Genomic DNA, 26265 nt, shown 5'->3' on the forward strand with positions numbered 1-26265 from the left:
TTGACAAAAAATTTATGAGTAGGCTAAGATTGACTTAGTTGTGGAAATATTGGAAGGGAAGTGAGGGAAAAGGGGTTTCTATAACTATAGTGTTGTTATGGGAAGAGGTGAAAGAAGAGGAGAAGAGATAGTTTATTTTTTTTGATTCGCATTGAGAATGATAATCAATAAATACGTTTTATAATTTTTTCTCAGTTTCTATGCCTTCGTATAAGGAATAGGGTGAGATATTATTTTTAATATTAAATGAGAATGATAATCAATAATACTTATGTTACATAAAAGAATGCTAATTAAATAATAGGTAGAAGAGATTATTTTTTTCTTATAAATTGAGAATAATTATCATTTTCAAAAAGTGAAATGAAAGATAACCAAGGAGGAAACAAGAAAAATGAAAAAGGTTTCTGTATTACCCGCTTTTATTATAACGTTCGTATGTATGCTAGCTTTTCTTGTAATGCCATACGGGAATGCTTCAGCAAAACTAGCTGATGGTACTTACGATATTAATTACGTAATTCAAAAAGCGGAAAATGATTCAGCTTCAATGGCAAATGACTATTTTGAAAAGCCGGCAAAATTAATAGTGAAAAACGGTGAGATGAGAGTACAAGTTCCGATGAATCATAGTGCTTGGATTACAGAATTTAAAGCACCAGAGAATGGGAATTTTGTTGATGCGAAAGTTGTTAGTAAAGATGAATCGGCAGATAAAAGAACAGTAGAGTTTAAAGTAGATGATTTATCCAAACCGGCAGCTGTAAAAATTCATGTTGTTGTACCAAATGCAAACTATGACCACCACTACACAATTCGTTTTGCTTTTGATGCAAATGTAAAAGCTGTAGGTGGCGATAACGGCGTAGCTGCTACAACAAAAAATAATGATCAAGCGAAAACAGATACACAAGTAAAAGAAGAGAAAACAAAAGTAGAGAGTAAGGAAACAGCTAAAGAAGTGAACAAAGAAACAAAAAATGAAAATGGAAAAGCTGAAAAAACAGATAACCCAAAAACAGGCGATGAAGCACGTATTGGATTGTTTGTAGCGTTAATTCTTATTTCAGGTGCTTTCTTAATTCGTAAAGTGAAGTTGAGTAAATAAATCTTTTGAAGGGTGGTGAATATATGTTTAAACAATTTAAAATGATTATTGCCGTATTTGCTGTTTTATTTACGTTTATCGCAACACTAGGTTTACAAGATGCAAAAGCTGCTACAAAACTAGCTGATGGAAAATATAATATTGCTTTTACTGTATGGAAAGGCGATAAAGATGAATCGTCTAGAATGAATAGTTATTTTGAAAGCCCAGCAACATTAACAGTTAAAAATGGAAAACAATATGTTTCATTTAAAGTGAAAGATAGTGCTTCTATTAAAAGTTTCCAAGTAGAAAAAGATGGTCAATTTGTAGAAACAAACGTGTTAAGTGAAAACAAAAAAGATAATACTAGAGTAGTAGAATTTGAAGTTGCTGACTTGTCAAAAAAACTAAATGGAAAGGTGAAAATTAATATTCCAATTATTAATTATAATGCTTCATATGATATTCGCTTTGTATTTGATGGGAGCAGTATTAAATAATTTTCAAAAGGGAGAGTCGTTCCATTGAACAGGTATACAAAAATTATTGTTGCTATGTTTTTAATGATATTTACATTCGTATCAACATTACAACCACTTGCAGTTCAAGCAGCTACCAAGTTGGCTGACGGTGAATATTCAATTGGCTTTAAAGTTTTAAAAGATACATCAGATGAAGAATCGATGATGAATCAATATTCAGTAAGCCCAGGGACTTTAAAAGTGAAGGATGGGAAAAAGAAAGTATCCTTTACATTAACAAATAGTTCATGGATTACGAAGTTTGAAACAGAAAAAGCAGGTAAGCTAGTTGCGACAAATGTAATTAGTGAAAATAAAGAAAAAGATACAAGAGTAGTAGAATTTGATGTAGAAGATGTAGAGAAGGTATTAAATGCAAAAGTAAAAGTAGATATTGATTTTTTAAATTATCATCATGAGTACGACGTTCGTATTGCATTTGATCAAAATAGTATTACACCAATTCATGTGGAACAACCAAATGAAAAAGAGGACCCAGCTAATAAGCCAGATCCAAATGAAAAACCGGATCCAGGTCAGAAGCCCGACCAAAAGCCTGACCCAGATCAACAACCAAATTCTAACACAATTACAGATGGTGCGTACAGCATTCCATTTAAAGTGTTAAAAGATCAAACAGATGAAGAATCTAAGATGAATACTTACATGGTAAATCCAGGAGTATTAAAAGTAGAAAACGGTAAGAAAAAAGCAATTGTAACATTGAAAAGTAGCTCATTAATTAAAAATTTCCAAACGGAAAAAGATGGCACATTTGTTGATGCAAAAGTAGTAAGTGAGAATAAGGAAAAAGATACAAGAGTAGTAGAGTTTGAAGTAAACGATTTATCTGAAAAACTAAATACAAAAGTATTTATCGAAATGGCATCAAGAAATTATAAGCAAACGCATGATGTACAACTTTTATTTGAACAAGATAAACTTGAACAAATTAAAAATGAAGAGAAACAACCAGAAGTAGAAAAACCAGAAGCAGAAAAACCAGAAGTAGAAAAACCAGAAGCAGAAAAACCAGAAGTAGAAAAACCAGAAGCAGAAAAACCAGAAGTAGAAAAACCAGAAGCAGAAAAACCAGAAGTAGAAAAACCAGAAGCAGAAAAACCAGAAGTAGAAAAACCAGAAGCAGAAAAACCAGAAGTAGAAAAACCAGAAGCAGAAAAACCAGAAGTAGAAAAACCAGAAGCAGAAAAACCAGAAGTAGAAAAACCAGAAGCAGAAAAACCAGAAGTAGAAAAACCAGAAACAGAAAAACCAGATGAAAATAAAAAAACAGATGCTGAGACAATTAAAGATGGTGAATACAGCATCAATTTCAAAGCATTAAAAGATCAAACAGACGAAATTTCAATGATGAACACATATACAAAAAGTCCAGGTGTGCTAAAAGTAAAAGATGGTAAGAAGTATGTATCATTTACGTTAACGAACAGTTCTTGGATTACAAAATTTGAATTTGAGAAAAATGGTTCGTTTGTTGATGCAAATGTAATAAGTGAAGATAAAAAAGCTGATTCACGCGTAGTGGAAGTAGAAGTACCAGATTTATCGAAAAAGTTAAATGCAAAAGTAAAAGTAGATATCGATTCAATGAATTATCACCATTTTTACGATATTCAATTTGCATTTGATAAAGGTAGCATTAAGCCGTTAGATAACCAAGGCGGAAATGACAACCAAGGTGGAAACGACAACCAAGGTGGAAACGACAACCAAGGCGGGAATGACAACCAAGGTGGAAACAACAACCAAGATGAAAATAATAAACCGAGAGTAATAGTTGATCCGAAAAATTTAGTAGATGGCCAATATGATATTACATTTAAAGTATTAAAAGATAAAACAGATGAGATTTCAAAGATGCATGACTATGTTGTAAATCCAGCGAAATTAATCGTAAAAGATGGTAAAAAATATATTGAGATGACGCTGAAAAATAGTGCGTGGATTACGAAATTCCAAACGGAAAACAATGAACTATTCGCTGATGCGAAAGTAGTAAGCGAAGATAAAAATGCAAATACACGAGTAGTACAGTTTGAAGTAGAAGATCTATTTAAAAAATTAAACGCAAAAGTAAAGGTAGACATCGATGAGATGAACTACCATCATTTCTACGATGTGCAAATTCAATTTGATACAAATAATATCGGCGCGTTAGGAACTCTTAAAGAGGAACCGAAAAATGAACCGAAAAATCCAGTGACTACACCGAAAGTAGATAATGTAAAAACAGTAGGTACTCCTGATTTTAACCGAAATGCAGATGGTCAGAAGAAAAAAGAAGATACAAAAAATGATTCAAAAAAAGAGAAAAACTCAAAAACTGCAGATACAGCACAACTTGGTTTATACATGGTGTTACTGCTAGGTTCACTTGCTTTACTAGTTCGTAAATATAGAGCAGGTAGATTGTAATTTTTGGAGTCTTGATGCATATTCGCGTGCATCAAGACTTGTTTCATATTGTATGGAAAGGAGTTGTGATTGAGAGTGAAGAAAATTGTAAGTGTACTAATGGCTATCATTTTGTTAATGAGTATAGCCGGGTGCTCATCACCAAAAAAAGAATCAGCAAAGCAGGTAAAGAGTGAAAGTAAAGAGCGCGTCGTTGCAACAACAGTGGCTGTTACTGAAATTATGGATGCGTTAGAAGTAGATTTAGTCGGCGTTCCAACAAGTTCTAAAACTTTACCGAAGCGATATAAAGGTTTACCTGAAGTTGGGAATCCAATGAGTCCAGATATGGAAAAGGTAAAGTCATTAAAGCCTTCAGAAGTGTTATCTGTGACAACACTTGAATATGAATTAAAGCCAGTTTTTGATGGTGTGGGTATGAAAGCAAACTTTTTAGATTTAACGAGTTTGAAAAATATGCAAAGTTCTATTAGCGATTTAGGTAAGAAATATGGGCGTGAAAAACAGGCCGAAGCAGTAGTAACTAAATTAGATAAAAAGGTTTCTAGCATTCAAAAAGAAGTAAAAGGAAAGAAAGAACCGACAGTGCTTATTTTATTAGGTGTGCCTGGAAGTTATTTAGTAGCAACAGAGCATTCTTATATTGGAGATTTAGTGAAACAACTAGGTGGTAAAAATATTGTGCAAGGTGAACAAGTAGAATATTTAGCTTCTAATACAGAGTATTTAAAGAAAGCTGATCCAGATATTATTTTACGAGCAGCTCATGGTATGCCTGATGAAGTTGTAAAAATGTTTGATAAAGAATTTAAAACAAATGATATTTGGAAACACTTTGCTGCGGTTAAAAATAACCGTGTTTACGATTTAGAAGAGCGTTTATTTGGAACGACAGGCAATTTAGCAGCAATTGAAGCGTTAGATGAATTGAAAAAAATGATGTATCCGTGATGCATTTTAATATAAAGGAAGAGTAGAATGAATAAAAAAACTTGGAGTTTCCTCATTGTTACTGCATTGCTTATTGTTATGACATCATTGTCAGCGATGAAAGGGAGTTTAGAAGTAGGTATTGTTGAACTTGTACAAGGGATATTTACAGGTGGAAATGAAGATGTTGAAGTCATTAAAGATTTACGTTTTCCGCGTATTATTATTGCGTTGTTCACTGGAGCGGCTCTTGCTGTTTCAGGTGTGCTTTTTCAAGCTGTTATGAAAAATCCACTCGCCGATGCTGGGGTAATCGGTATATCTTCAGGAGCTAGTTTTATGACACTTATTATTATTACGTTGTTCCCGCAATTCTTTTTCTGGACACCCGTATTCGCCTTTTTAGGTGGTGCGCTTGCATGTTATCTCGTTTATTCGTTTTCATGGAAATCAGGATTAAGCCCGCTTCGCATTATTTTAATTGGTATTGCCATTAATGCAATGTTTACTGGGTTAAATGAATCATTCGTTACGATTTGTGGGTATTTTATTAAGAGTATTAAGCAAACGACGACTTCTAACATAACAATGAAGACGTGGGGCGATGTAGAAATAATGGTGACTTATGGAACGGTTGGTCTTATTCTTGCTCTGTTCGTAGGAGCTTGGTGTAACTTATTATCGCTACAAGATAAGACTGCGAAAAACTTAGGCTTGCACGTGACGAGAGTTCGTCTTATTATTTCTGCCATTGCAGTACTCTTAGCGGCAGTATCAACAGCGATTGCAGGTGTTATTGCTTTTGTAGGATTACTAGTTCCACATATTTCAAGACAATTAGTCGGTTCAGACCATAAAGTATTAATTCCATTTTCTGCTCTTGCAGGGGCGTTATTAATTTTGACGGCAGATACGATTGGAAGGTTAATTGTGCCACCTAACGAAATTCCAGCAGCAACAATTATGGCGGTTATTGGTGGTCCATTCTTAATATTCTTGCTTAGAAAGAGTGATAAAGTTCATGGAAATTAAAAATGTAACCTTTTCATACGATAACGTAACAAATCGATTAAAGTCTGTTAGTAGTGAAATAGAAATTGGAAAAATTACAACAATCATTGGACCGAATGGATGTGGGAAATCAACATTACTTAGTGTCATGTCTAGAAACCACGCTCCTAGCAGTGGAGAAGTAATACTTGATGGAAAAGCGATTAGTGAATATAAACCGAAAGAGTTTGCTAGAAAGCTAGCGGTTGTCCATCAACAAAATGAGGCTCCAGCAGATATTACAGTGGAAAAGCTAATAAGCTTCGGGCGTATGCCATATAAAAATATATTCTCTCCGCAAACAGATGAAGATAGAGAAGCGATTGAGCGTGCACTAGTATGTACGAATTTACAAAGTAAGCGTGATAAGCCAATTTATGCTTTATCTGGTGGAGAGAGGCAGCGAGTTTGGATCGCAATGACATTAGCTCAAAATACACCAATGCTCTTCTTAGATGAGCCGACCACATATTTAGATATTTACTATCAGCTAGAAATATTAGAGTTAGTGAAAGAGTTAAATGAAGTTCATGGACTAACGATTGTAATGGTATTACATGATATTAATCAAGCCATTCGTTATAGCGACCATATTATCGTTATGAAAGATGGAGAAATCATTACGAAAGGTAATCCTAATGATGTAATAACAGAAGAAATGGTTAAAGCAATATATGGTGTAGATGTCATTGTAAAGCAGGATGAAGATACCGGATTGTACATGGTACCTATGGGAATCTAAAGGCTGAGCATAATCCGTTTTGAGGTGATAATTTGAATAGTAAGAAAGGACGGAAAAAGAATTCTTTTTTTCAACGCATACTTACAATTGTGTTTTTAGGAATCTTTTTCTATTCAATGTATGAGTTGGGCGGGATTTTCATGGATTATTATGAAAATCGTAAAGTAATGGCTGAGGCACAACATATTTATAAAAGAAGTCCAATGGAAGAAAAATCAGAAGATGGAGAGGTACGTAAACAGTTTCAGGATCTCCAGAAAATTAATCCAGAGATAGTCGGATGGATTACGATGGATGATACACAAATTAATTATCCAATCGTTCAAGCAAAAGATAATGATTACTATTTATTTCGTAATTATAAAGGTGAAGATATGAGAGCGGGAAGCATTTTTATGGACCATCGTAATGATGTGAAATCTCAAAATCGAAATACGATTTTATATGGCCATCGTATGAAAGACGGTTCTATGTTTGGTAGTTTAAAAAAGATGTTGGATGAAGACTTTTTTATGTCTCATCGTAAATTATATTACGATACATTATTTGAAGGATACGACGTGGAAGTTTTTTCAGTATACACGACAACAACGGACTTTTATTACATTGAAACGGATTTTGAAAATGATGCAGCATATACATCGTTCTTAAAGGAAATTCAAGAAAAATCACTGTACAAAACGGATACGGAATTAACGGCTAATGATGAAATCGTAACACTTTCTACTTGTGATTATGCGCTTGATCCAGAGGCTGGGAGGCTAGTTGTACATGCAAAATTAGTAAAAAGAAATTAAAGAAAAAAGTATAGAATATGAGAAGTGATAGATAACGCTTCTCATATTCTATACTTTAAAAAAGGACTGTTTTTACTGTGCTGCGGCCATTGGCATACGTACAACTTTTACATCATAGTAAGCAATTTTATTATCAAGAATATATTCTGGCATTCCGCCTTGATGTGAGTGAGCATCTTTAAATGCAGCGCTCTTTGTCCAACCTTGGAAATCTTCTTTTGCATTCCAGCGAGTGCTAATTGTTACTTCATCATAATCAACTGTATTTTGCGTTAAAAGAACTTCTAGACCTAAAAAGCCTGGCATCGTTTCAACTTTACCTACTTTATTAAAACGCTCAATTAATTTATGTCCATTTCCCTTTGTAATTTTAGCTGTATTTGTAACAATAATCATGTTTATTCCTCCTATAAATGTAGCTATATTTTCAAGAACTCATATACATTAAATGATAATGAAAATCATTATCATTGTCAATGGTAATCTTAGTTTATGATAATATTTTTTATCCCGCTATTTGCCGGTCAGTAAGACCCCCACCTCAAAATTCAGCGAAAGCAAAGAAGTTAGGTGAGGGCTGATTAAAGTTTCCCTTTATGTAAGTACAGTGTTCTTTTTTTGAATGGGTTGACTATATATTTAACTTGGTTATATATTATGTAAATAGAATTGATTGAAAATATATAGAAGCAAAGTATGGTTTATACTTTGCTGTCGCAATACTATGAATAAGGAGGGTATTATGGTTGAATCACTTTTACTTAGTATCGTTATTATTATTACGTTAGGTATTGCTTCACAATGGACTGCATGGCGCTTCCAGCTTCCTGCCATTGTTGTTATGGCAGTTGCTGGATTATTAATTGGTCCAGTTTTCGGTATTATTAATCCAAAAGAGGTGCTTGGAGATGTTTTTAGTCCACTCGTATCACTCTCTGTTGCAATTATATTGTTTGAGGGTAGTTTAAGTTTAGATATACGTGAACTGAGGGGACTATCAAAACCAGTATTTCGTATCGTTACGTTTGGTGCGTTTATCGCGTGGATTGCTGGCTCACTTGCAGCTCATTACGTCGCTGGATTAGATTGGGCGGTTGCATTTATTATTGGAGGACTTTTTATTGTGACAGGTCCAACGGTAATTATTCCGTTGTTACGCCAAGCACGATTAAAACCAAGAACAGCTGCAATTTTAAAATGGGAAGCGATTATTGTTGATCCATTTGGAGCTTTACTTGCTGTATTTGCCTTTCAAATTGTAAATTTCTTAACGAAAGATAATGTACAATTACATACGTTGCTGTATTTCTTTGCAGGTTCATTATTTGCAATGGTGCTCGGTTATGTATTTAGTATTTTTATGAGTTATATGATTTTAAAGGGAAAAGTACCAGAATATTTAAAAGCACCAATTTTGTTAGTTACGGTATTATTATGCTTCGGCATTGCGGATGAAGTGATGCATGAAACAGGTATGCTAGCTGTAACCGTAATGGGGATTACGCTTGCACGGATGAAGAAATATATTTCTTCTATCGGTGATATTCGTCATTTTAACGAAAATATTTCAGTACTACTAACGTCGACTGTTTTTATTATATTAACAGCATCGCTTCCAAGAACAACTATTATGGAGATTTTCAGCTGGCCTATTATAAGTTTTGTACTTATGATGTTGTTTGTTGTACGTCCTTTATCGATTTGGATATCGACAATTGGAACAGAGTTAACAAAAGCAGAACGGGTGCTAGTTGGCTGGATTGCACCGCGAGGTATCGTTGCATTAACGGTTTCAAGTTACTTTGCGACGGAGTTATTACAAGAAGGTTATAAAGACGCTTCTATATTAACGGCACTTACATTTGCACTCGTTATTACGACCGTGTGTGCTCACGGATTTTCAATTGGATTTTTAGCGAAGAAATTAGGATTGGCAAATACGGAGCCACCAGGAATCTTAATTTCAGGTGCGAGTACATTCTCATCTGCTTTTGCATTGCACTGTAAAGAGATGGGTGTTCCGAGCTTAATTGTAGATGTATCTGAAGAACATTTGCAATGTGCAAAGGTGAAAGGGCTTAATACATATAATGGCCAAGTACTCTCTGAACAGTTACAATTTGAAGTTGATATGAATCAGTATGAATACTTAATTGCAGTTACAGATACGGATTCTTATAATGTATTAGTTGCAAATACATACGTACCGCAGTTTGGACATCATAATACATTTTTACTTCCAATCCATGATGTGGAAAAGATTGAACAAGAACGCATTTCTCTTTCAAAAAAAGCTCATTTACTGTTTGGTCAAAATGAAATTTATGAAGAGTTAAATAGAAAAATTGAAGATGGTTATATTTTTAAAACGATACAAGTTGCAGAAGAACAAAAAATTAATAAAGAAGAAAGCGATTCAGAGGATTTAATATTATTTATTCGCCATCGAGATGGTAGTCTTACTTTTTCAACATTGTATAAATATATAGCTGTTATGCCAGGGGATGAGCTAGTTGTACTAGCAAAGCAATAATATGGTATAGTGAAACGGGGCTGTTTTTTCAGGCTCGTTTTTAAATGCTTCCTGTAGAGAAAGCATGCAAATGGAAAGGAAGTTATTATATGCGATCAGAAGTAACTGTAAAAATAAAACCGAAATTTATAAAAGAAATTAAAAGTGGATATCCGCTTATTTTAAAAGATGCGATTCAAAATTTAAATGATGTTCGTGAAGAAGGAACAATCATCAAAGTAGTAGATGAGAAGAACAACTTTGTCGGAAAAGGTTATTATGGAAAACAAAATAAAGGATATGGCTGGATTTTAACGAGAAAAGAGAGTGAACAAATTAATCAATCTTTCTTTGAAAGTAAAATCAAATCTGCCTTACATAAACGAAAGCAATTTTACAAATCAAGTGATACGACAGCATTCCGTGTGGTGAATGGTGAAGGTGATGGTCTTGGAGGACTAATTATCGATTATTATGGTGGCTACTACGTAGTAAGTTGGTATAGTGAAGGGATTTACACTTTCAGAGATGAGATTATAGCTGCTCTTCAAAAAGTAGCAAACTTTAAAGGTATTTATGAGAAAAAGCGTTTTGATACGAAAGGGAAATATATTGAGGGTGATGATTTCGTAGCAGGAGAGCGCGGCGAGTTCCCACTTATCGTAAAAGAGAACGGTGTAAACTTTGCGGTTTATTTAAATGATGGGGCAATGGTTGGGGTATTTTTAGATCAACGTAACGTTCGAAAACAAATTCGTGATAAATATGCAAAGGGAAGAACAGTGTTAAATATGTTCTCTTATACAGGTGCTTTCTCTGTATTTGCAGCGCTTGGCGGAGCGAGTAAAACGACGAGTGTTGACCTTGCAAATCGTAGTTTAAGTAAAACGATTGAGCAGTTTAGTGTAAATGAAGTTGATTATGAAGCGCAAGATATTATTGTAGAAGATGTATTTCTTTACTTCAAATATGCAGCGAAGAAAAAAATGAAATTTGATATGGTCGTACTTGATCCTCCAAGCTTTGCACGCTCAAAAAAATATACATTTAGTGCAGCGAAAGATTATAAAAACTTATTAAAAGAAACAATTGCCATTACAGAAAATAACGGAATTATCGTTGCTTCTACAAATTGTAGCGCATTCGATATGAAAAAGTTTAAAGGCTTTATCGATACAGCATTTAAAGAAATGAATGGCAAATATAAAATATTAGAAGAACATTCTTTACCAGAAGATTTCCGTACCATTGATCAATTTAAAGAAGGAGACTACTTAAAAGTAGTTTTCATCGAGAAAATTAAAGGTTAATAAAGAAAAGGAGCTCGAGTTTACTTGAGCTCCTTTTCTTATTGAACGATATTTTGTACTCTACCGACTTGCCCGTCCTGCAATCGTACTTTAATGCCATGCGGATGGGAAGGGGAGTTTGTTAAAATATCTTTTACAATTCCACGTGTTAATTTGCCTGTTCGTTGATCTTGTTTTAATACAATATCAACTTCAAGACCGGGCGCGATATTAGAACGTTTTTGTCCGTTCATTTACACACCTGTACGTCTACGTTGGTTGTTTGTTTTCTTTGTTTGTTGGTTTTGCAATTTTTTCGTTTCTTGGCTTTGATTTTTTGCATTTTGACCATTTCCATTTCCTTGCTTTTTCTTTGCAAGTTGTTCGCGCATTAAATCAGCTAAGCTTACTTTTTTGTTTTCTGACATGATAAGTCTCCTTTATATAAAGTTAATTATGAACAATCATAGTGAATTTCATCATATCATTGTTAAGGAAGGAAGGGAAGTTGGTTTGAAAATTCATATATTTGTTTCAAGTCTGTAGTAGTTAGGATACAATTGAGTTGTTAACGTTTGTAAAAAGGGGATAGACATATGTCACATCATATTTTATTAGTTGAAGATGATATCTCAATTCAAGAGATGGTGGAAAAGTATTTGATAAAAGAGGGCTTTCAAGTAACAATTGCGTCTGATGGAGAAGAAGGCGTGAACACATATTTAAAAGGTTCATTTGATTTGATTATCCTCGACATTATGATGCCAAAGCTAGATGGCTTAGAGGTTGTACGAATTATTCGAGAAAAAAGTGCTGTTCCGATTTTAATGATGTCGGCAAAAGATACAGATGTTGATAAAGCTGTTGGATTAGGACTTGGAGCAGATGATTACATTTGTAAGCCATTTTCTATGATTGAATTAGCTGCACGTGTAAAGGCAGGTATTCGAAGATCTACGAAATATTCGACTACAGAAGAAACAGAAAAGATGATTCAAATTGGCGATTTAACAATCGATCCAATTAATTTTACCGTAGAAAAAAACGGGAAGTCTCTCAAACTTACTTTAAAAGAATTTGAGATTTTAAAACTGTTCGTAAAGAATCAAAATCGTGTATTTACAAAATCGCAAATATATACGTTAGTTTGGAACGAAGAGTATTATGGAGATGATAACGTTATTAATGTTCATATGAGGAGATTGCGTGAGAAAATCGAAAGTGATCCATCTAATCCAGAATATATTAAAACGTTATGGGGCATCGGCTATAAGTTGGAAGTGATGTAATATGGTCAATTTGTTAATAAGTATTATTTTTATATTGTTATGTGTCATTTACATACAATATAAAATGAGAAAAAATAGTAGTAAAAATTTACGATACACATATGAAAAGTTGGAAAGTATTGTAAATGTACAAACAGGCGAGAAGTTACTCGTTATGACAGATGATCTAGAATTGCAAAAATTATTAGTGGCAATTAATCAATTATTAGATGCAAAACAGAAAACGAATGCAGATCATGCAAAAGTAGAAATTTCGATGAGAAAAATGCTTTCAAATATTTCACATGATTTAAAGACGCCGCTAACAGTTATTCTTGGATATACAGAAATGTTAAATAAGGATAAAACGATGAATAAAGAAGAACAGCAAATATTACTTGAAAAGGTGCATGTGAAAACACTAGAAGTAATGGAACTGATTCATAAGTTTTTTGATTTAGCAAAACTAGAATCTGGTGACAAGGCAATCGAGATGACAAAAGTAAATATGAATGAAGTTTGTCGTGAGAAGATTTTATCTTTTTATGATTTAGTGACGGCGAAAGGGTTTCAAGTTCATATTGATATACCAGAAAGAAATATATATGCACTTGGAAATGTAGAAGTATTAGGTAGGGTATTGAACAATTTAATATCAAATGCAATTACATATGGAGACGATGGAAAGATACTGGGTATGACGTTAAGAGATGATGAAACGAATGTGTATATAGACGTATGGGATAAAGGAAAAGGGATTGATGAATCTCATATTGATAAAGTGTTTGAGCGTATGTACACACTTGAAGATTCGAGAAATAGATTGTACCAAGGAAGCGGTTTAGGGTTAACGATTACGAAAAGACTGGTGGAAGCGATGGATGGAAAAATTCATCTTTCTAGTAAGCCGTATGAAAAAACAATTTTTACAGTTGCATTAAAAAAGATGCAGTTTTAGCTTGTAGAGAAGTAGATTCTACAAGCTTTTTTTTCAGCGTAAGGAATTTGTAAGAAACGGGTAAGAAAAAAGAGATTTCCGTTGTCTATTATAAAAATATAAAGTAGTGCGAAAGGGGAAAGTGACATGACCTATATATTAAAAACGAATCAGTTAACGAAAGTGTTTAAAGGGAAAGAAGTTATTTCTAGCGTTAACATGCATGTGAAAAAAGGAGAGATATACGGTTTCTTAGGACCGAATGGTGCTGGTAAAACAACGATTATGAAAATGATTACAAATTTAATAAAACCGACGAGCGGTGAGATTGAAATTTTCGGTGAGAAGTTAACAGACACATCTTATGAAGTATTAAAAAGAATGGGGACAATTATTGAATATCCAATCTTTTATGATAAATTAACGGCGAAAGAAAACTTAGAATTACATTGTGAATATATGGGCTATTACGATAAAAATGAAATTGACCATGCATTACATTTAGTGAAACTGCAAGGGATAGATAATAAAAAAGTAAAAGATTTTTCATTGGGAATGAAACAACGACTTGGTATTGCAAGGGCAATCGTAACAAAACCAGAACTGCTCATTTTAGATGAACCAATTAACGGTTTAGATCCAATTGGTATTAAAGAGTTACGAGACTTATTTAAAATGCTCTGCAAAGAATATGGCATTACATTATTAGTTTCTAGTCATATTTTAGGTGAGATGGAACTAATGGCGGATACAATTGGTGTAATTCAAAATGGAAAACTAATAAAAGAAGTTTCAATGAAGAGTATTAACGGAAAACAAACAGAGTACATTGAAATTACTGTTCCTGATGTGAAGCGTGCAGCTTATATTTTAGAAGATAAACTTGCCATAAAAAATTATAAAATAATGAGCGGAAATATGATTCGTGTGTATGATACGGCAGTGTCTCAGCAAGCCATTTCAAAAGCACTTATTATGAACGATGTGGAAATTGAAAGTATTAATAAGAAACATAGTTCCTTAGAAGAATATTTCTTAAATGTAATGGATGGAGAAGGCATTCATGCTTAATGGATTGTTAGTAAATCTAGTAAGTGGATTGGTCGTAATGTTCATAAGTGGGATTTTATATTATAGGAAACCAGGGCGGAAATGGTTGTTAATTCTACTAATGATAGGAATGTTAAGCTTCGTTACTGCTGGAATTAGAATGTTAGCAGCGTAGAGACAGGTATATAAAGAATGGAGGCGTGGTTTATATGTTTAAATTAATGAAGCTCGAATGGAAGAAACATCAATTATCTAGTTACTTTAAAAGTGTAGCAATTTGTATTATAGCAATTTTCGCTGTAGTAAGCCTTATGGCATGGGGAATGAAAGCCGAGGGAGACGTACTCTTCTTTGACTTCACACAGAATATGGCTTTAGTAAATATTTTTATTAGGATAACATTCATTATTTTTAGTTCGGTCATTTTATCACGTTTAGTAATTGATGAGTATAAGAATAAAACGATACAACTATCATTTATGTATCCGCTTCAAAGGAAAATGCTAATGAGTGCGAAATTAACAATTGTTTTTTGTTTTTGTTTTGTGAGCACGATTATCGCGACTTTCATTATTAGTTTGCTCGTATATTTTGTGAGTCCAATGATGGGACTGATTGAAACACCTGCTACGATAGGTGAAATAATAGCTATCGTTCCAGGTACTTTTATAAGTGCATTTATGATATCTGGTATAAGTTTAATTCCTTTATTTTTTGGAATGAGAAAGAAATCGACACCGACAACGATTACTTCGGCAGTAATAATTGGCATGCTGATTAGTGGTAACTATGGTCCTGGAAACGGTCAAGTAAGTATGTTTGATTTTATAGCTATCCCAATCGTGCTCTGTTTATTAGGAATTTTCATTAGTTATCTATCGTTTCGTAAAATCGACAAGATCGATGTGGCGTGAAGCAAGCCTAAAACAACAACGAACTGGGGTATGACTGGTGAAAAAAATAATAGTAATTGCAATATTATTCATTACAATTGCTAGTGCGGTTTTTGGTTTTAAGATATTTCAGGGGAAGGATTTTAAGAAAGAAAAGTCTTTTGAGATAAATAATATAAAAGAAATAGAAGTAGACAATGAAAACTGGGATATTGAATTTAAAAGTACAGACGCTAATAAAATAGTAATTTCCGCTCAAGGTGAACAAGTAGATAAAGAGATAGATCCCGTCAAGATAGAAAATGAAGAAAATAAAATTGTGATTAAGCAAAAACAAAAGGCAGCCAAATTTTTTAATGGTTTTACGTTTAGAAAGAAAAATAGTATATGTATAGCTATTCCGAAGAAAGAGATAGATAAAATTGTATTAAATAATAAATCGGGTGATGTGAAAATAAACGATATAGTAGTAAAAAGCATTGTGACAAAAGGAAAATCTGGGGATGGAATGATTGTAGGACTATCAGCGGAGAAAGGTGAATTCATATCGCAAAGTGGAGAGGTAGTTGTAAAAGATAGTTCAGTACAAGAATTAAATATAAAGTCTGCGACTGGTGATAACTATATAACAAATGTAAGTAACTCAAATATGAACATCACTTCAACATCTGGGGAAGTCTTACTGAAAGATATGACAGAAGGAAAATCATTATTTGTAGAAACAAAATCAGGAGATATTGGCGTACGGTATAAAGGTGTCCCGGCATCATTGAAGCTTATGGCTAAAAGTAATTCGGCTGACGTAATAGTGGATTTAAAAGGACTTAAGAAAGATAAAAATACAGAAAAAATAAAAGTAGGAACGATTGGTGATGCAAAAAATGAAGCGAAGATTTTAAGTGAAACAGGAGTCATTTATATTGATTAAATCTTAGGAGGAAGGAGGACACTATCATGCTACATTTAATGAAGCTAGAATTGAAAAAGTTTAAGCTTGGTTGGTACGTGAAGAGAGCAATTATTGCAAATGTTGTTATACTGGCATTAATGATCTTTGTGAGCATCATCGCTCAAGTAGAAGGTGATGCAGAAATAAGGAATCCAGAAACGATATTGTTAATGGCTAGCACAATAGTAAGAGCAACGTTTATTATTTTTGGTAGTGTATTAATCGCAAGGTTAATAATTGGCGAATATAAAAACAAAACAATACTACTTATGTTTTCTTATCCTATTAACCGAAAGAAAATGATGGCTAGTAAGTTGACTATTACAGCGATAGTAACATTTATAACAGTTATTGTATCTAACATTTTAGTAGTAGGAGTTTTCTTTGGGATAGATAGTTATTTTTCAATTCTTCCTAATTCATTCACAGTAGATCAATTGATGCAAGAAGGAATAAAACTAGTTCCTTTAGCCATTGCAACTGCGGGAATGAGTTTAATCCCATTATATTTCGGAATGCGTAAACGTTCCGTGCCAACTACAATTGTTTCATCTCTTATCGTTGTCTCAATTGCAATGAATAGCAACCCAGCGTTTTCTATAGCAACTTTTCTTCCCCTTCAACTAGCATTGGCGACAATTGGAGTTGTGATTGCATATTACGGCATTAAAAATATAGAGAAGGAAGATATAACTGTATGATAAGAATATGTGAAAAAGAGTTGGCGTTACACCAACTCTTTTTTGTATATGTACGCTTCGTTACTACTCTATAAATTTAGAGTGTGTGCTTAAATACTTTTGCACTTCTGGAGAAATGTTAAAGTTATTAGGATTTTTATATTCGATAGTAAACTCGCCGTCGGTACTTGTTTCAAAGGAGATTGCATAGCTATTCATTTTAGCATCGTAAGAAGTATTTTTGACTTCTGCATCTAGGTTAAAATATTTTGTAATATACTCTTTTGATTCCGTAATTGCTGCTTGTTTTCCCCAAGGGGTACCATAATAGGTGAAATAAAGAGATACACTAATAACTCCAATAAGAGAAGTTAGTAAAATAGTTCCCATAACTATTTTTTTATTTTTTGTATTCAATTTGGTTACTCCTCTTCATAATATGTATTTATTTTAACCTATCTTTTCCATAAAACAATCATTTAGTAAAAAATAGTTTCACATGAAACAAGTTACAGAAAAAGACCAGATGTGTAAACACCTTGTCTTTTTTGTTGTTACATTTTAGGAGCTTCCATTCCAGCCGCAGCCCATTCTTCTTTTGAAGGACCATATATGCCAGGGACTGTTAAGGCAGCTTGTCGCATTAAAACTGTCATTTGCCCGCGGTGATGATTTTGATGATTAATAAGTGTCATTAAAAATATAGAATTCGGCATAGGACGACCAAAGAAGTCGTTAATAGTAGCTAAGTCTTTATCAGTCCATTTATTTTGAAGTGTTTCAACGAAAGCCGCGTTCACTTTACGGTATTCATCTGCAATTGTTTTTGCAGAAGTTGGAACAGGATAATCTTTTGTTTCTCCTTCAAACTTTAGCCCTGTGCCAGATAGTATAACAGGAATTGCCGTCACGATATGCCAAGCAACCCTGCCTAACGTCCAGTGCCCAGGTGCGATTTCTTGTGACAAAGATTCATCTGTTAATGCATCGAGCATCTTTTGAGTAGACTCAGCCTCGTATGTCCATGATTGCAAGAAGCCTTTAAGTGTTTGATACATTGTTATCCCCCCTAGTTATGTTCATAGATTAAATTCGTGAAAAAAAGATAGTTTCCTTTAGGCTTATGAGAATGAATTAAAAAAGAGGCTTCTCACATAAGAAGCCTCTTTTTTAATTAACCTTCTTCCCGCTCTGCCTCATCAACCATAAGAAATAAGGTGCTCCAAGTACAGCAACGACAAGTCCAGAAGGAATTTCTTTTGGGTATGCAATTGTTCGGCCGAGTAAGTCAGCGATGGCAAGAAGGATTGCTCCAAACAGTGCTGAGCAAACGAATAGTCTTTGATGATTTATACCAACAACAATTCTTGCTAAGTGAGGTGCGACAAGGCCTAGAAAGGCAATCGTACCGACAGCAGCGATATTTACTGATGCAAGTAGTGTCGCTAGCACAATTAGAGCAAGCCGTGTTTTATTTACTGGTTGCCCAAGTCCAGTTGCTAAATCGTCTCCAAGTACGAGAACGTCAAGTTGTTTTATTAAGAAAAAGATAATGAATACAAGAATTAGAGATGGATATAGAATGATATTTTCTAAGTGATTCCACCCTCTTGCATACGTGCTGCCAGATAACCATGTTAAAGCAGCGGCAACATTCAAATTGGCTCTAACGATAAAGATTTGAATAATTGCTGAGCCAAGTGCAGAAATACCAATTCCTATTAAAGCAAGAGCTGTTGGGCTAAACCCTGATTTCCATGAGAAGAAGAGGACAATTCCTACTGCAAGTAGTCCTCCGATAAATGCACCAATTGGTAGGAAGAAACCAGGAAGTGTAGGAAAGACATACATAATAGTTAAAGCACCGACACCAGCTCCCGATGAAATACCAATAATAGAAGGATCGGCAAGTGGGTTTCGTAATATAGCTTGGAAAACAAGCCCACTTATTGCAAGGCATGCGCCAGCAATAGCAGCAACGAGCATTCTTGGTAAACGAAGATTTATCATCATGTTTTTGTCAAATTGTGTTAATTGACCTGATATAACATTTGTAATGCTTTCGATATAAGTGTTACTACCGATTGTAACACCAAGAGCAATCGTCACAATACAAAGTGTGATAGAAATAAGGATTACCTTTTTATAAGAGTAATAGCGGGAACTAGCTCCAGCTGCATTCGCACCGTTATCATTCATATATTGTTTCGACTTCATCATTCGATACACTAAGTAAATAAGCCAAGGAGATCCAATCATTGCTGTGACTGCCCCAACAGGAAGTTCTGCACCGGTTGGATCTATTAATCTACCGACAACATCTGCTCCAAGCAATAATACTGCCCCCCATAAGAAAGAAGAGAGAAGAAGAGTAAAGTGTTGACGGTATCCGATAAGGCGCATTAAATGAGGTGCAACTAAGCCGACAAAGCCAATTGGTCCAACAACAGTAACAATTACTGCTGTTAAAAAGATTGCAGCAATGAAGGCGATAAGACGTGTTACTGCTGTTTTTTCACCAAGAGAAATAGCAACATCATCACCAAGTAAGAGAATGTTGAGTTTACGAGACATAAATAGTAAAACTAGGAAAGAAATAATGATAAATGGAAAAGCAAATTGAACGCCATCCCAGTTATTTTGAATAAGAGAGCCAGCTCCCCATAAAAATAAACCAGCTGTTTCATTTTCATAGAAAAGCTGCATCGTTCCGGTAAAGGCAGAAAGCATTAATGTAACGACCATACCAGCTAATGCCATTCTAAGTGGGGTTCCCTTTTTTCCACCAGAAATACGGTATACAAATAAAGCAGTAATAGCACCGCCGATAAATGTGAACAGAAGAGAATTAATTTGTAAACCTTTCGGTAAGAAAATTGTAGCCGCTACTAGAAAGAAATATGCGCCAGAGTGAATACCCATTGTACTGGATTCAGCGAGTGGATTTTTCGTTAACGTTTGTAAAATAACCCCTGATGCAGCAAGAGCGCCTCCAGCTAAAATGGCAATTACAGCTCTAGGTAATCGAAGCATGATTAAAGTTTGATGTTCTAGCGATTGGTTCGGTGAGATAAGAGCATCAATAATCATACTATAGGAAATGTTTGCTTGACCTTGTCCGATATGAATAAAGAAAAGGAGGAGCAAGAGAGCTGCTCCTCCTCCGAATACAAGACTTGCTCGAAGTGTATGTTTTAGGCTATTCATCGTGTAATCACTTCTTCGCTGTCATGACATCTGCTACTTGTGTTGCTAAAGATGTTGCAGACTCAGGACCACCGAAAATCCAAGTGTCGCCTTTTAATTTATACATTTTGTTTTCTTTTTTGAACTTTAATTCTTCCCAAGCAGGGTTGCCTTTTAGTTGCGTGTCAAAAATGTTATCTTCATCCGCTACAATGTAAATGAAGTTTGAATCTTGTACACTTTGTAATGATTCTACAGTTGTTTGTTTGAAACCATCTGGCTCAGATTTCCCTGCCTCAAAAGTATTTGTTAAACCTAATTTTTTTGTAACTTGTAAAGCTAAAGAATTGTCAGTTAAGATACGGAATGTTGGTACGTTTTTAGCAGTAAATGCTTGTGCCATTGCTATGTTTTTATCTTTTAAGTCTGCTTTCTCAATTTTTGCTTTTGCATTAGCAAATGCTTTATCCATATCAGCTAATACTTTTTTACCTTCTTCTTCTTTCCCAACTGCTTTTGCAATTTGTTTAAATGTTTCTGTCATTTCAGCAAAGTGATCGTTATTACTTGTTGATGGATCAAACATAACTGTTGGTGCAATTTGCTCTAATTCATTTTTAATTGCTTTACCACGGAATGAAGCTGTGATAATTAAGTCTGGTTTTAAACGGCTAATTTCTTCTAAGTTTGGTTGTTGACGTGTCCCTACATCTACAACATCTTTACTCGGTTTTGTTTTTGTATTTACCCATTTATTATAATTCTTAATGTCTGCCATCCCTACTGGCTGAACACCAAGTGCTAATAAGTCTTCTGAATATACCCACTCAAGTACAACTACTTTTTTCGCTGGTTTATCTAACTTCGTTTCCCCTTCAGCGTGTTTAATTGTTATAGCTTGATTTTTATTGTCCGCTTTTGTTTCTTTTTTCTCCTCTTTTTGCTGTCCGCATCCAACAGCGAATAGAAGAACTACTATGAAAATACTGAGAATTTTCTTCATCTTCTGCCCCCAAATTAAGTGTTTTTTGTAACTAGCACCACAAGTGAAAATGGTTATCAATTACAACACCAAAATCATACTATGAGGGTATTTTAAGTGTCAATATATTTTTAAAATTTTGACGAAAAATAACAGATTATACGGATTTTTATATGTTACAGTCGCTATTTATGAAGAATAAGCCTCTTTACTAAAAATATTGGCGAATGTGGAAAGTTTAAATGGGAACTTGGCTGTGTACGAAAGTGTAATGTGTATGGTTAATAATCTGTGGAGATGAGGCGAAAGTACAAGCAAAAGGAGAGTGAATCGCATGTAATAATTACTAGAATGTATGGAAGAAATCTGTGTTTTATCCCCGACTAGGCAAAGTATTTCTTTGTCATTTAGATAGGTGTTTTTTAATTCGGTGATTGCGCTAAAAAGATCGAATGTAAAGGAAGTGATCAACATGTCTTCATGGAGCAATAACATAAATGGATATTGTGGGTGTAATAATCAAAATGGTGTACATGTTGATTCATGCTGTTTTAGTTGCGATGGGACAGTCCCTAAAGTTGGTCCAACAGGTCCGACGGGGGCAACAGGAGCAACAGGAGCAACAGGAGCGACAGGCGACACAGGTCCAACGGGAGCAACAGGCGATACAGGTCCGACGGGGGCAACAGGAGCGACAGGCGACACAGGTCCAACGGGAGAAACAGGCGATACAGGTCCAACGGGGGCAACAGGAGCAACAGGCGACACAGGTCCAACGGGAGAAACAGGCGATACAGGTCCGACGGGGGCAACAGGAGCAACAGGAATAACAGGAGTAACAGGCCCAACGGGAGCGACAGGAGCAACAGGAATAACAGGAGCAACGGGTCCAACGGGAGCGACAGGTTCAACCGGAGTAACGGGAGTAACGGGAGTAACAGGAGTAACAGGCTCAACAGGGGCAACAGGCCCAACAGGAGCAACGGGAGCAACAGGCACAAGTATAACGGCAACGTACGCATTTGCAAATAATACGTCGGGTACAGCAATATCGGTACTACTAGGTGGAACAAATGTCCCGCTTCCAAACAATCAGAATATCGGTCCGGGTATCACAGTGTCTGGGGGGAACACAGTATTTACGGCTGCAAATGCAGGGAATTATTATATTTCATATTCAATTAATATAACGGCTTCATTATTAGTTAGTTCACGAATTACAATTAATGGGGCACCGCTTGCTGGGACTATTAATTCTCCTGCATTAGCAACGACATCATTTAGTGCGACAATTATTACGACTCTTGCGGCGGGGAGTGCAATTAGTTTGCAATTATTTGGTTTGTTAGCTGTTGCAACATTATCAACAACTACTCCAGGAGCAGTGTTAACGATAATAAGATTGAGCTAAACCATAACTCTCTTACTCTTTTAAGATTAGGAGAGTTTCTACATATAATAAGAAGTTAATGAAGTAAAGCATAGTTATAAAAAAGTCAGAATATTATGATTGTAACGCTATGGTGACTATAATATAATGAAAATAACCATCATGAATGAACATTCATTTATCCCGCTATTTGTGGGCAGTAAGATCCCGCCTTAAAATTCAGCGAAAGTAAAGAAGTTAGCTGGGTGATTAACTGTCCGTAAAAGCCCGATTGGTGTGGGCTAATAATCAGTGGGGCTGAACAAAACCTCCACTGATTAAAGTTTCACTTTATTTTTTATGTATTTGAAGGGGGAATGAAGGTGGAAAAACCATGGTTGAAAAGTTATCCAGAGGAAATTCCTAGTACGATTTCTTATGATATTCAGCCGCTTCATAGATATGTAGAACAGATGGCTTCTCGCTACCCAGAAAAGAAAGCGCTTCACTTTTTAGGGAAGGATATTACGTTTTCGGACTTCCATGATAAGGTAAAGAGGTTTGCAAATTATCTTCAAAAGCTCGGTGTGGAAAAGGGTGATCGAGTTGCTATTATGTTGCCGAATTGTCCGCAAGCTGTAATTGGTTATTACGGTACATTACTTGCGGGAGGTATCGTAGTACAAACAAATCCACTGTATACAGAAAGAGAATTAGAATATCAGCTTCATGACTCGGGAGCAAAAGTAATTCTTTGTCTCGATTTAGTGTTTCCAAGAGTAACGAATGTTCAATCTGCTACAAAAATTGAGCATATTATCGTAACTCGTATTGCGGACTTTTTACCATTCCCTAAAAATCTATTGTATCCATTTGTGCAGAAAAAACAGTCGAATTTAGTTGTGAAAGTATCAGAGAGTGAAACGATTCATCTTTGGAATTCAGTAGAAAAAGAAGTGAATACGGATGTTGAGGTGCCTTGTGATCCTGAAAATGATTTAGCTCTTTTACAGTACACAGGAGGAACAACCGGATTTCCGAAAGGCGTTATGTTAACGCATAAAAACCTCGTCTCTAACACGTTAATGGGAGTTCAATGGTTATATAATTGCAAAGAAGGAGAAGAAGTCGTTCTTGGGGTTCTTCCATTTTTCCACGTGTACGGCATGACGGCTGTTATGAATTTGAGTGTTATGCAAGGATACAAAATGGTCCTTATTCCAAAGTTTGATATGAAAATGGTCTTTGAAGCGATTAAGAAGCACAAAGTGACACTATTTCCAGGGGCACCAACTATTTATATCGCTCTTTTAAATAGCCCACTTTTAAAAGAATACGATATTTCTTCTATTCGTGCTTGTATTAGTGGATCAGCACCACTGCCAGTAGAAGTACAGGAAAAGTTCGAAACAGTTACAGGTGGTAAACTAGTAGAGGGATATGGTTTAACAGAATCCTCTCCGGTTACACATAGTAATTTTTTATGGGAAAAGCGAGTGCCAGGTAGCATTGGAGTTCCGTGGCCAGATACAGAAGCAATCATTATGTCACTTGAAACTGGTGAGGAATTACCGCCAGGAGAAATAGGGGAAATTGTAGTGAAAGGTCCTCAAATTATGAAAGGGTACTGGAATAAGCCAGAGGAAACAGCGGCTGTATTGCAAGATGGCTGGCTCCATACAGGTGATGTTGGCTACATGGATGAGGATGGATTCTTCTATGTAAAAGATCGCAAGAAAGATATGATTGTCGCGAGTGGATTTAATGTGTATCCTCGTGAAGTTGAAGAAGTATTATATGAGCATGAAAAGGTGCAAGAAGTAGTGACAATTGGAGTTCCAGATCCGTACCGAGGAGAGACAGTTAAAGCATTTGTTGTGTTAAAAGAAGGTACGGAGTGCTCTGAGGAAGAATTAAATCAGTTTGCACGTAAATATTTAGCGGCTTATAAAGTGCCGAAAGTATATGAGTTTAGAGATGAATTGCCGAAAACGACAGTAGGGAAAATTTTACGACGTGTTCTAATAGATGAAGAGAAGAGAAAGAATGAGGATGAGCAAACGGGCTAAGGCCCTTTCTTTTTGAAAAAATAGGATTGACACTTTTCTAAATAGTCAGTATTATAAGAATATGAATGACTATTCATTCAGTCATCTTCTTGAAGGGGACAGTAAAGTGAAGAAAAATAGACCGAAATACAATCAAATTATTGATGCGGCAGTCATTGTGATTGCGGAGAATGGGTACCATCAAGCGCAAGTTTCTAAAATCGCAAAGCAAGCTGGGGTAGCTGATGGCACGATTTATTTATATTTTAAAAATAAAGAAGATATATTAATATCCTTATTCCAAGAGAAGATGGGAGAATTTGTCGAAACAATTCGTCAAAAAACAGCAGGAATTGAAAGCGCTGTATCGAAGTTATTCATGTTGGTAGAAACGCACTTCTTGCTGTTGTCGCAAAATGATCCTCTTGCTATCGTTACGCAATTAGAGCTGAGGCAGTCCAATCAAGACTTGCGCCTTAAAATAAATGAAGTATTAAAAGGCTACTTACAAGTTATGGATGAGATTTTAGAGACTGGTATAAAACAAGGTGAATTTCAAGCAGATTTAAATGTTCGCGTGGCAAGACAAATGATCTTTGGAACAGTAGATGAAGTTGTGACCAATTGGGTAATGAGCGATCATAAGTATGATCTGGTCGCACTTTCAAAAACGGTACACGGGCTACTTATTGCAGCTTGTGGCTATCGTCAATAATGGGAGGGATCATGTTGAAATTCCTATCTGTAAGAGTTGAAGATCATATCGCGGTGGCGACGTTAAATCACGCACCAGCAAATGCGATGTCTTCACAAGTTATGCATGACGTTACTGAATTAATTGATCAAGTGGAAAAGGATGATAACATTCGTGTTGTTGTTATTCACGGTGAAGGACGTTTCTTCTCAGCGGGAGCAGATATTAAAGAATTTACATCTGTTACTGAAGCGAAGCAAGCAACAGAATTAGCACAGCTTGGACAAGTTACGTTTGAGCGTGTTGAAAAATGTTCAAAACCAGTTATTGCGGCAATTCATGGAGCGGCACTGGGCGGCGGCCTTGAGTTTGCTATGTCTTGCCACATGCGCTTTGCAACTGAAAGTGCAAAACTTGGTTTACCCGAATTAACACTTGGATTAATTCCTGGCTTTGCAGGTACACAGCGCTTACCACGTTATGTTGGGAAAGCGAAAGCTTGTGAAATGATGTTAACAAGTACACCAATTACTGGTGCAGAAGCGTTAAAGTGGGGACTTGTTAACGGATTGTTCTCTGAAGAATCACTTTTAGATGATACGCTTAAAGTCGCAAAACAAATTGCTGGAAAAAGTCCAGCAACAACTCGTGCTGTACTAGAATTATTGCAAACGACAAAATCGTCTCATTACTATGAAGGTGTACAACGTGAATCACAGATTTTTGGTGAAGTATTTACGAGTGAAGATGGAAGAGAAGGTGTAGCTGCATTTTTAGAAAAGCGTAAACCTTCATTTAGTGGCAGGTAGTTCAATTATTTTTTTGATATAAATTAACAGAAA

The 26265-nt window shown here is 35.3% G+C and carries 27 protein-coding genes; 20 read left to right on the plus strand and 7 right to left on the minus strand.

Annotated elements, in window-relative coordinates; all coding sequences use genetic code 11:
• Positions 1 to 394: 394 nt before the first annotated feature.
• The 7 genes from isdC to srtB all read left to right on the plus strand — a co-directional run bounded on the left by isdC (position 395) and on the right by srtB (position 7566).
• Positions 395 to 1108, plus strand: coding sequence for a heme uptake protein IsdC (isdC, locus tag CGQ22_RS01840; RefSeq protein WP_000757952.1), 714 nt, complete (start codon positions 395 to 397; stop codon positions 1106 to 1108).
• Positions 1109 to 1131: 23 nt separating this feature from the next.
• Positions 1132 to 1590: an NEAT domain-containing protein gene (locus CGQ22_RS01845; protein WP_000476163.1), complete on the plus strand. Its 459-nt coding sequence runs from the start codon at positions 1132 to 1134 to the stop codon at positions 1588 to 1590.
• A 24-nt stretch (positions 1591 to 1614) separates the two neighbouring features.
• A complete protein-coding gene (locus CGQ22_RS01850; RefSeq protein WP_089148237.1) occupies positions 1615 to 4047 on the plus strand; it encodes an NEAT domain-containing protein in 2433 nt (810 codons plus the stop codon).
• Between the two features lie 69 nt (positions 4048 to 4116).
• The gene (gene isdE / locus CGQ22_RS01855; protein ID WP_002164197.1) at positions 4117 to 4998 is read left to right on the plus strand and encodes a heme ABC transporter substrate-binding protein IsdE; all 882 of its coding nucleotides are present in this window, start codon (positions 4117 to 4119) and stop codon (positions 4996 to 4998) included.
• Between the two features lie 27 nt (positions 4999 to 5025).
• A complete protein-coding gene (locus tag CGQ22_RS01860; protein ID WP_001036834.1) occupies positions 5026 to 6009 on the plus strand; it encodes a FecCD family ABC transporter permease in 984 nt (327 codons plus the stop codon).
• Positions 5999 to 6769: an ABC transporter ATP-binding protein gene (locus CGQ22_RS01865; RefSeq protein WP_000403761.1), complete on the plus strand. Its 771-nt coding sequence runs from the start codon at positions 5999 to 6001 to the stop codon at positions 6767 to 6769. The genes CGQ22_RS01860 and CGQ22_RS01865 overlap by 11 nt, the downstream gene beginning before the upstream one ends.
• 32 nt (positions 6770 to 6801) lie before the next feature.
• Positions 6802 to 7566, plus strand: coding sequence for a class B sortase (srtB, locus tag CGQ22_RS01870; RefSeq protein ID WP_001086122.1), 765 nt, complete (start codon positions 6802 to 6804; stop codon positions 7564 to 7566).
• A gap of 72 nt (positions 7567 to 7638) precedes the next feature.
• Here the strand turns inward: srtB and isdG are convergent, their stop codons facing one another.
• On the minus strand, positions 7639 to 7962 hold the full coding sequence (gene isdG, locus CGQ22_RS01875; RefSeq protein WP_000587818.1) for a heme oxygenase: 324 nt from the start codon (positions 7960 to 7962) through the stop codon (positions 7639 to 7641).
• Between the two features lie 346 nt (positions 7963 to 8308).
• Between isdG and CGQ22_RS01880 the strand changes: the two genes are divergently transcribed.
• Together CGQ22_RS01880 and CGQ22_RS01885 are read left to right on the plus strand one after the other, a co-directional pair.
• On the plus strand, positions 8309 to 10099 hold the full coding sequence (locus CGQ22_RS01880; RefSeq protein WP_089148238.1) for a cation:proton antiporter: 1791 nt from the start codon (positions 8309 to 8311) through the stop codon (positions 10097 to 10099).
• A gap of 89 nt (positions 10100 to 10188) precedes the next feature.
• Positions 10189 to 11388, plus strand: a complete 1200-nt coding sequence (locus tag CGQ22_RS01885) for a class I SAM-dependent rRNA methyltransferase (protein WP_001255969.1) — start codon at positions 10189 to 10191, stop codon at positions 11386 to 11388.
• A gap of 38 nt (positions 11389 to 11426) precedes the next feature.
• On the opposite strand, the gene CGQ22_RS01890 is transcribed toward CGQ22_RS01885, so the two are convergent.
• Positions 11427 to 11621: a YwbE family protein gene (locus tag CGQ22_RS01890; RefSeq protein ID WP_001014310.1), complete on the minus strand. Its 195-nt coding sequence runs from the start codon at positions 11619 to 11621 to the stop codon at positions 11427 to 11429.
• A complete protein-coding gene (locus tag CGQ22_RS31795; protein ID WP_001293578.1) occupies positions 11622 to 11795 on the minus strand; it encodes a hypothetical protein in 174 nt (57 codons plus the stop codon).
• 168 nt (positions 11796 to 11963) lie between these two features.
• Between CGQ22_RS31795 and CGQ22_RS01900 the strand changes: the two genes are divergently transcribed.
• The 7 genes from CGQ22_RS01900 to CGQ22_RS01930 all read left to right on the plus strand — a co-directional run bounded on the left by CGQ22_RS01900 (position 11964) and on the right by CGQ22_RS01930 (position 17165).
• Entirely contained in the window at positions 11964 to 12656 is a 693-nt protein-coding gene (locus CGQ22_RS01900) for a response regulator transcription factor (RefSeq protein ID WP_089148239.1), read from the plus strand.
• 1 nt (position 12657) lies between these two features.
• The gene (locus CGQ22_RS01905; protein ID WP_089148240.1) at positions 12658 to 13593 is read left to right on the plus strand and encodes a HAMP domain-containing histidine kinase; all 936 of its coding nucleotides are present in this window, start codon (positions 12658 to 12660) and stop codon (positions 13591 to 13593) included.
• 126 nt (positions 13594 to 13719) lie between these two features.
• Positions 13720 to 14643 carry an ABC transporter ATP-binding protein gene (locus CGQ22_RS01910; protein WP_000221091.1) on the plus strand — a complete coding sequence of 308 codons (924 nt, stop codon included), beginning with the start codon at positions 13720 to 13722 and terminating at the stop codon, positions 14641 to 14643.
• Positions 14636 to 14797 carry a hypothetical protein gene (locus CGQ22_RS31800; protein WP_000931778.1) on the plus strand — a complete coding sequence of 54 codons (162 nt, stop codon included), beginning with the start codon at positions 14636 to 14638 and terminating at the stop codon, positions 14795 to 14797. Before CGQ22_RS01910 ends, CGQ22_RS31800 begins: the two co-directional genes overlap by 8 nt.
• Positions 14798 to 14831: 34 nt before the next feature.
• The gene (locus CGQ22_RS01920) at positions 14832 to 15536 is read left to right on the plus strand and encodes an ABC transporter permease (RefSeq protein ID WP_000475557.1); all 705 of its coding nucleotides are present in this window, start codon (positions 14832 to 14834) and stop codon (positions 15534 to 15536) included.
• A gap of 37 nt (positions 15537 to 15573) precedes the next feature.
• On the plus strand, positions 15574 to 16443 hold the full coding sequence (locus tag CGQ22_RS01925; RefSeq protein ID WP_000720986.1) for a DUF4097 family beta strand repeat-containing protein: 870 nt from the start codon (positions 15574 to 15576) through the stop codon (positions 16441 to 16443).
• A gap of 26 nt (positions 16444 to 16469) precedes the next feature.
• Entirely contained in the window at positions 16470 to 17165 is a 696-nt protein-coding gene (locus tag CGQ22_RS01930; protein WP_000902932.1) for an ABC transporter permease, read from the plus strand.
• Positions 17166 to 17228: 63 nt separating this feature from the next.
• On the opposite strand, the gene CGQ22_RS01935 is transcribed toward CGQ22_RS01930, so the two are convergent.
• The 4 genes from CGQ22_RS01935 to CGQ22_RS01950 all read right to left on the minus strand — a co-directional run bounded on the left by CGQ22_RS01935 (position 17229) and on the right by CGQ22_RS01950 (position 21333).
• Positions 17229 to 17561 (minus strand): YfjL-like protein, encoded by a 333-nt coding sequence (locus CGQ22_RS01935; protein ID WP_001093309.1) that lies wholly within the window; start codon positions 17559 to 17561, stop codon positions 17229 to 17231.
• Positions 17562 to 17698: 137 nt separating this feature from the next.
• Positions 17699 to 18202 (minus strand): DinB family protein, encoded by a 504-nt coding sequence (locus CGQ22_RS01940; RefSeq protein ID WP_000285030.1) that lies wholly within the window; start codon positions 18200 to 18202, stop codon positions 17699 to 17701.
• A gap of 112 nt (positions 18203 to 18314) precedes the next feature.
• Positions 18315 to 20351: a Fe(3+)-hydroxamate ABC transporter permease FhuB gene (gene fhuB / locus CGQ22_RS01945; protein ID WP_046945865.1), complete on the minus strand. Its 2037-nt coding sequence runs from the start codon at positions 20349 to 20351 to the stop codon at positions 18315 to 18317.
• A gap of 7 nt (positions 20352 to 20358) precedes the next feature.
• Complete coding sequence (locus CGQ22_RS01950) at positions 20359 to 21333, minus strand: ABC transporter substrate-binding protein (RefSeq protein WP_000722822.1); 975 nt, start codon at positions 21331 to 21333, stop codon at positions 20359 to 20361.
• A 451-nt stretch (positions 21334 to 21784) separates the two neighbouring features.
• Here CGQ22_RS01950 and CGQ22_RS01960 point away from each other — a divergent pair, with 451 nt between their 5' ends.
• The 4 genes from CGQ22_RS01960 to CGQ22_RS01975 all read left to right on the plus strand — a co-directional run bounded on the left by CGQ22_RS01960 (position 21785) and on the right by CGQ22_RS01975 (position 26232).
• Positions 21785 to 22723 (plus strand): collagen-like protein, encoded by a 939-nt coding sequence (locus CGQ22_RS01960; RefSeq protein WP_139032794.1) that lies wholly within the window; start codon positions 21785 to 21787, stop codon positions 22721 to 22723.
• A 341-nt stretch (positions 22724 to 23064) separates the two neighbouring features.
• Positions 23065 to 24750, plus strand: coding sequence for a long-chain-fatty-acid--CoA ligase (locus CGQ22_RS01965; RefSeq protein WP_046945863.1), 1686 nt, complete (start codon positions 23065 to 23067; stop codon positions 24748 to 24750).
• A 106-nt stretch (positions 24751 to 24856) separates the two neighbouring features.
• Positions 24857 to 25444: a TetR/AcrR family transcriptional regulator gene (locus tag CGQ22_RS01970; protein ID WP_000742223.1), complete on the plus strand. Its 588-nt coding sequence runs from the start codon at positions 24857 to 24859 to the stop codon at positions 25442 to 25444.
• A gap of 11 nt (positions 25445 to 25455) precedes the next feature.
• Complete coding sequence (locus CGQ22_RS01975; protein WP_000911292.1) at positions 25456 to 26232, plus strand: enoyl-CoA hydratase; 777 nt, start codon at positions 25456 to 25458, stop codon at positions 26230 to 26232.
• Positions 26233 to 26265: the final 33 nt, after the last annotated feature.

The organism is Bacillus sp. M13(2017) (assembly GCF_002218325.1).
Classification (GTDB): Bacteria; Bacillota; Bacilli; order Bacillales; family Bacillaceae_G; genus Bacillus_A; species Bacillus_A thuringiensis_K.

Excerpts from the sequence above, each read along its gene's own strand:
- isdC (WP_000757952.1), top strand. The coding sequence starts at position 395 with ATGAAAAAGGTTTCTGTATTACCCGCTTTTATTATAACGTTCGTATGT.
- CGQ22_RS01845 (WP_000476163.1), top strand. The coding sequence starts at position 1,132 with ATGTTTAAACAATTTAAAATGATTATTGCCGTATTTGCTGTTTTATTT.
- CGQ22_RS01860 (WP_001036834.1), top strand. The coding sequence starts at position 5,026 with ATGAATAAAAAAACTTGGAGTTTCCTCATTGTTACTGCATTGCTTATT.
- CGQ22_RS01865 (WP_000403761.1), top strand. The coding sequence starts at position 5,999 with ATGGAAATTAAAAATGTAACCTTTTCATACGATAACGTAACAAATCGA.
- isdG (WP_000587818.1), bottom strand. The coding sequence starts at position 7,962 with ATGATTATTGTTACAAATACAGCTAAAATTACAAAGGGAAATGGACAT.
- CGQ22_RS01880 (WP_089148238.1), top strand. The coding sequence starts at position 8,309 with ATGGTTGAATCACTTTTACTTAGTATCGTTATTATTATTACGTTAGGT.
- CGQ22_RS01885 (WP_001255969.1), top strand. The coding sequence starts at position 10,189 with ATGCGATCAGAAGTAACTGTAAAAATAAAACCGAAATTTATAAAAGAA.
- CGQ22_RS01890 (WP_001014310.1), bottom strand. The coding sequence starts at position 11,621 with ATGAACGGACAAAAACGTTCTAATATCGCGCCCGGTCTTGAAGTTGAT.
- CGQ22_RS31795 (WP_001293578.1), bottom strand. The coding sequence starts at position 11,795 with ATGTCAGAAAACAAAAAAGTAAGCTTAGCTGATTTAATGCGCGAACAA.
- CGQ22_RS01900 (WP_089148239.1), top strand. The coding sequence starts at position 11,964 with ATGTCACATCATATTTTATTAGTTGAAGATGATATCTCAATTCAAGAG.
- CGQ22_RS01905 (WP_089148240.1), top strand. The coding sequence starts at position 12,658 with ATGGTCAATTTGTTAATAAGTATTATTTTTATATTGTTATGTGTCATT.
- CGQ22_RS01910 (WP_000221091.1), top strand. The coding sequence starts at position 13,720 with ATGACCTATATATTAAAAACGAATCAGTTAACGAAAGTGTTTAAAGGG.
- CGQ22_RS31800 (WP_000931778.1), top strand. The coding sequence starts at position 14,636 with ATGCTTAATGGATTGTTAGTAAATCTAGTAAGTGGATTGGTCGTAATG.
- CGQ22_RS01920 (WP_000475557.1), top strand. The coding sequence starts at position 14,832 with ATGTTTAAATTAATGAAGCTCGAATGGAAGAAACATCAATTATCTAGT.
- CGQ22_RS01930 (WP_000902932.1), top strand. The coding sequence starts at position 16,470 with ATGCTACATTTAATGAAGCTAGAATTGAAAAAGTTTAAGCTTGGTTGG.
- CGQ22_RS01940 (WP_000285030.1), bottom strand. The coding sequence starts at position 18,202 with ATGTATCAAACACTTAAAGGCTTCTTGCAATCATGGACATACGAGGCT.
- fhuB (WP_046945865.1), bottom strand. The coding sequence starts at position 20,351 with ATGAATAGCCTAAAACATACACTTCGAGCAAGTCTTGTATTCGGAGGA.
- CGQ22_RS01950 (WP_000722822.1), bottom strand. The coding sequence starts at position 21,333 with ATGAAGAAAATTCTCAGTATTTTCATAGTAGTTCTTCTATTCGCTGTT.
- CGQ22_RS01960 (WP_139032794.1), top strand. The coding sequence starts at position 21,785 with ATGTCTTCATGGAGCAATAACATAAATGGATATTGTGGGTGTAATAAT.
- CGQ22_RS01975 (WP_000911292.1), top strand. The coding sequence starts at position 25,456 with ATGTTGAAATTCCTATCTGTAAGAGTTGAAGATCATATCGCGGTGGCG.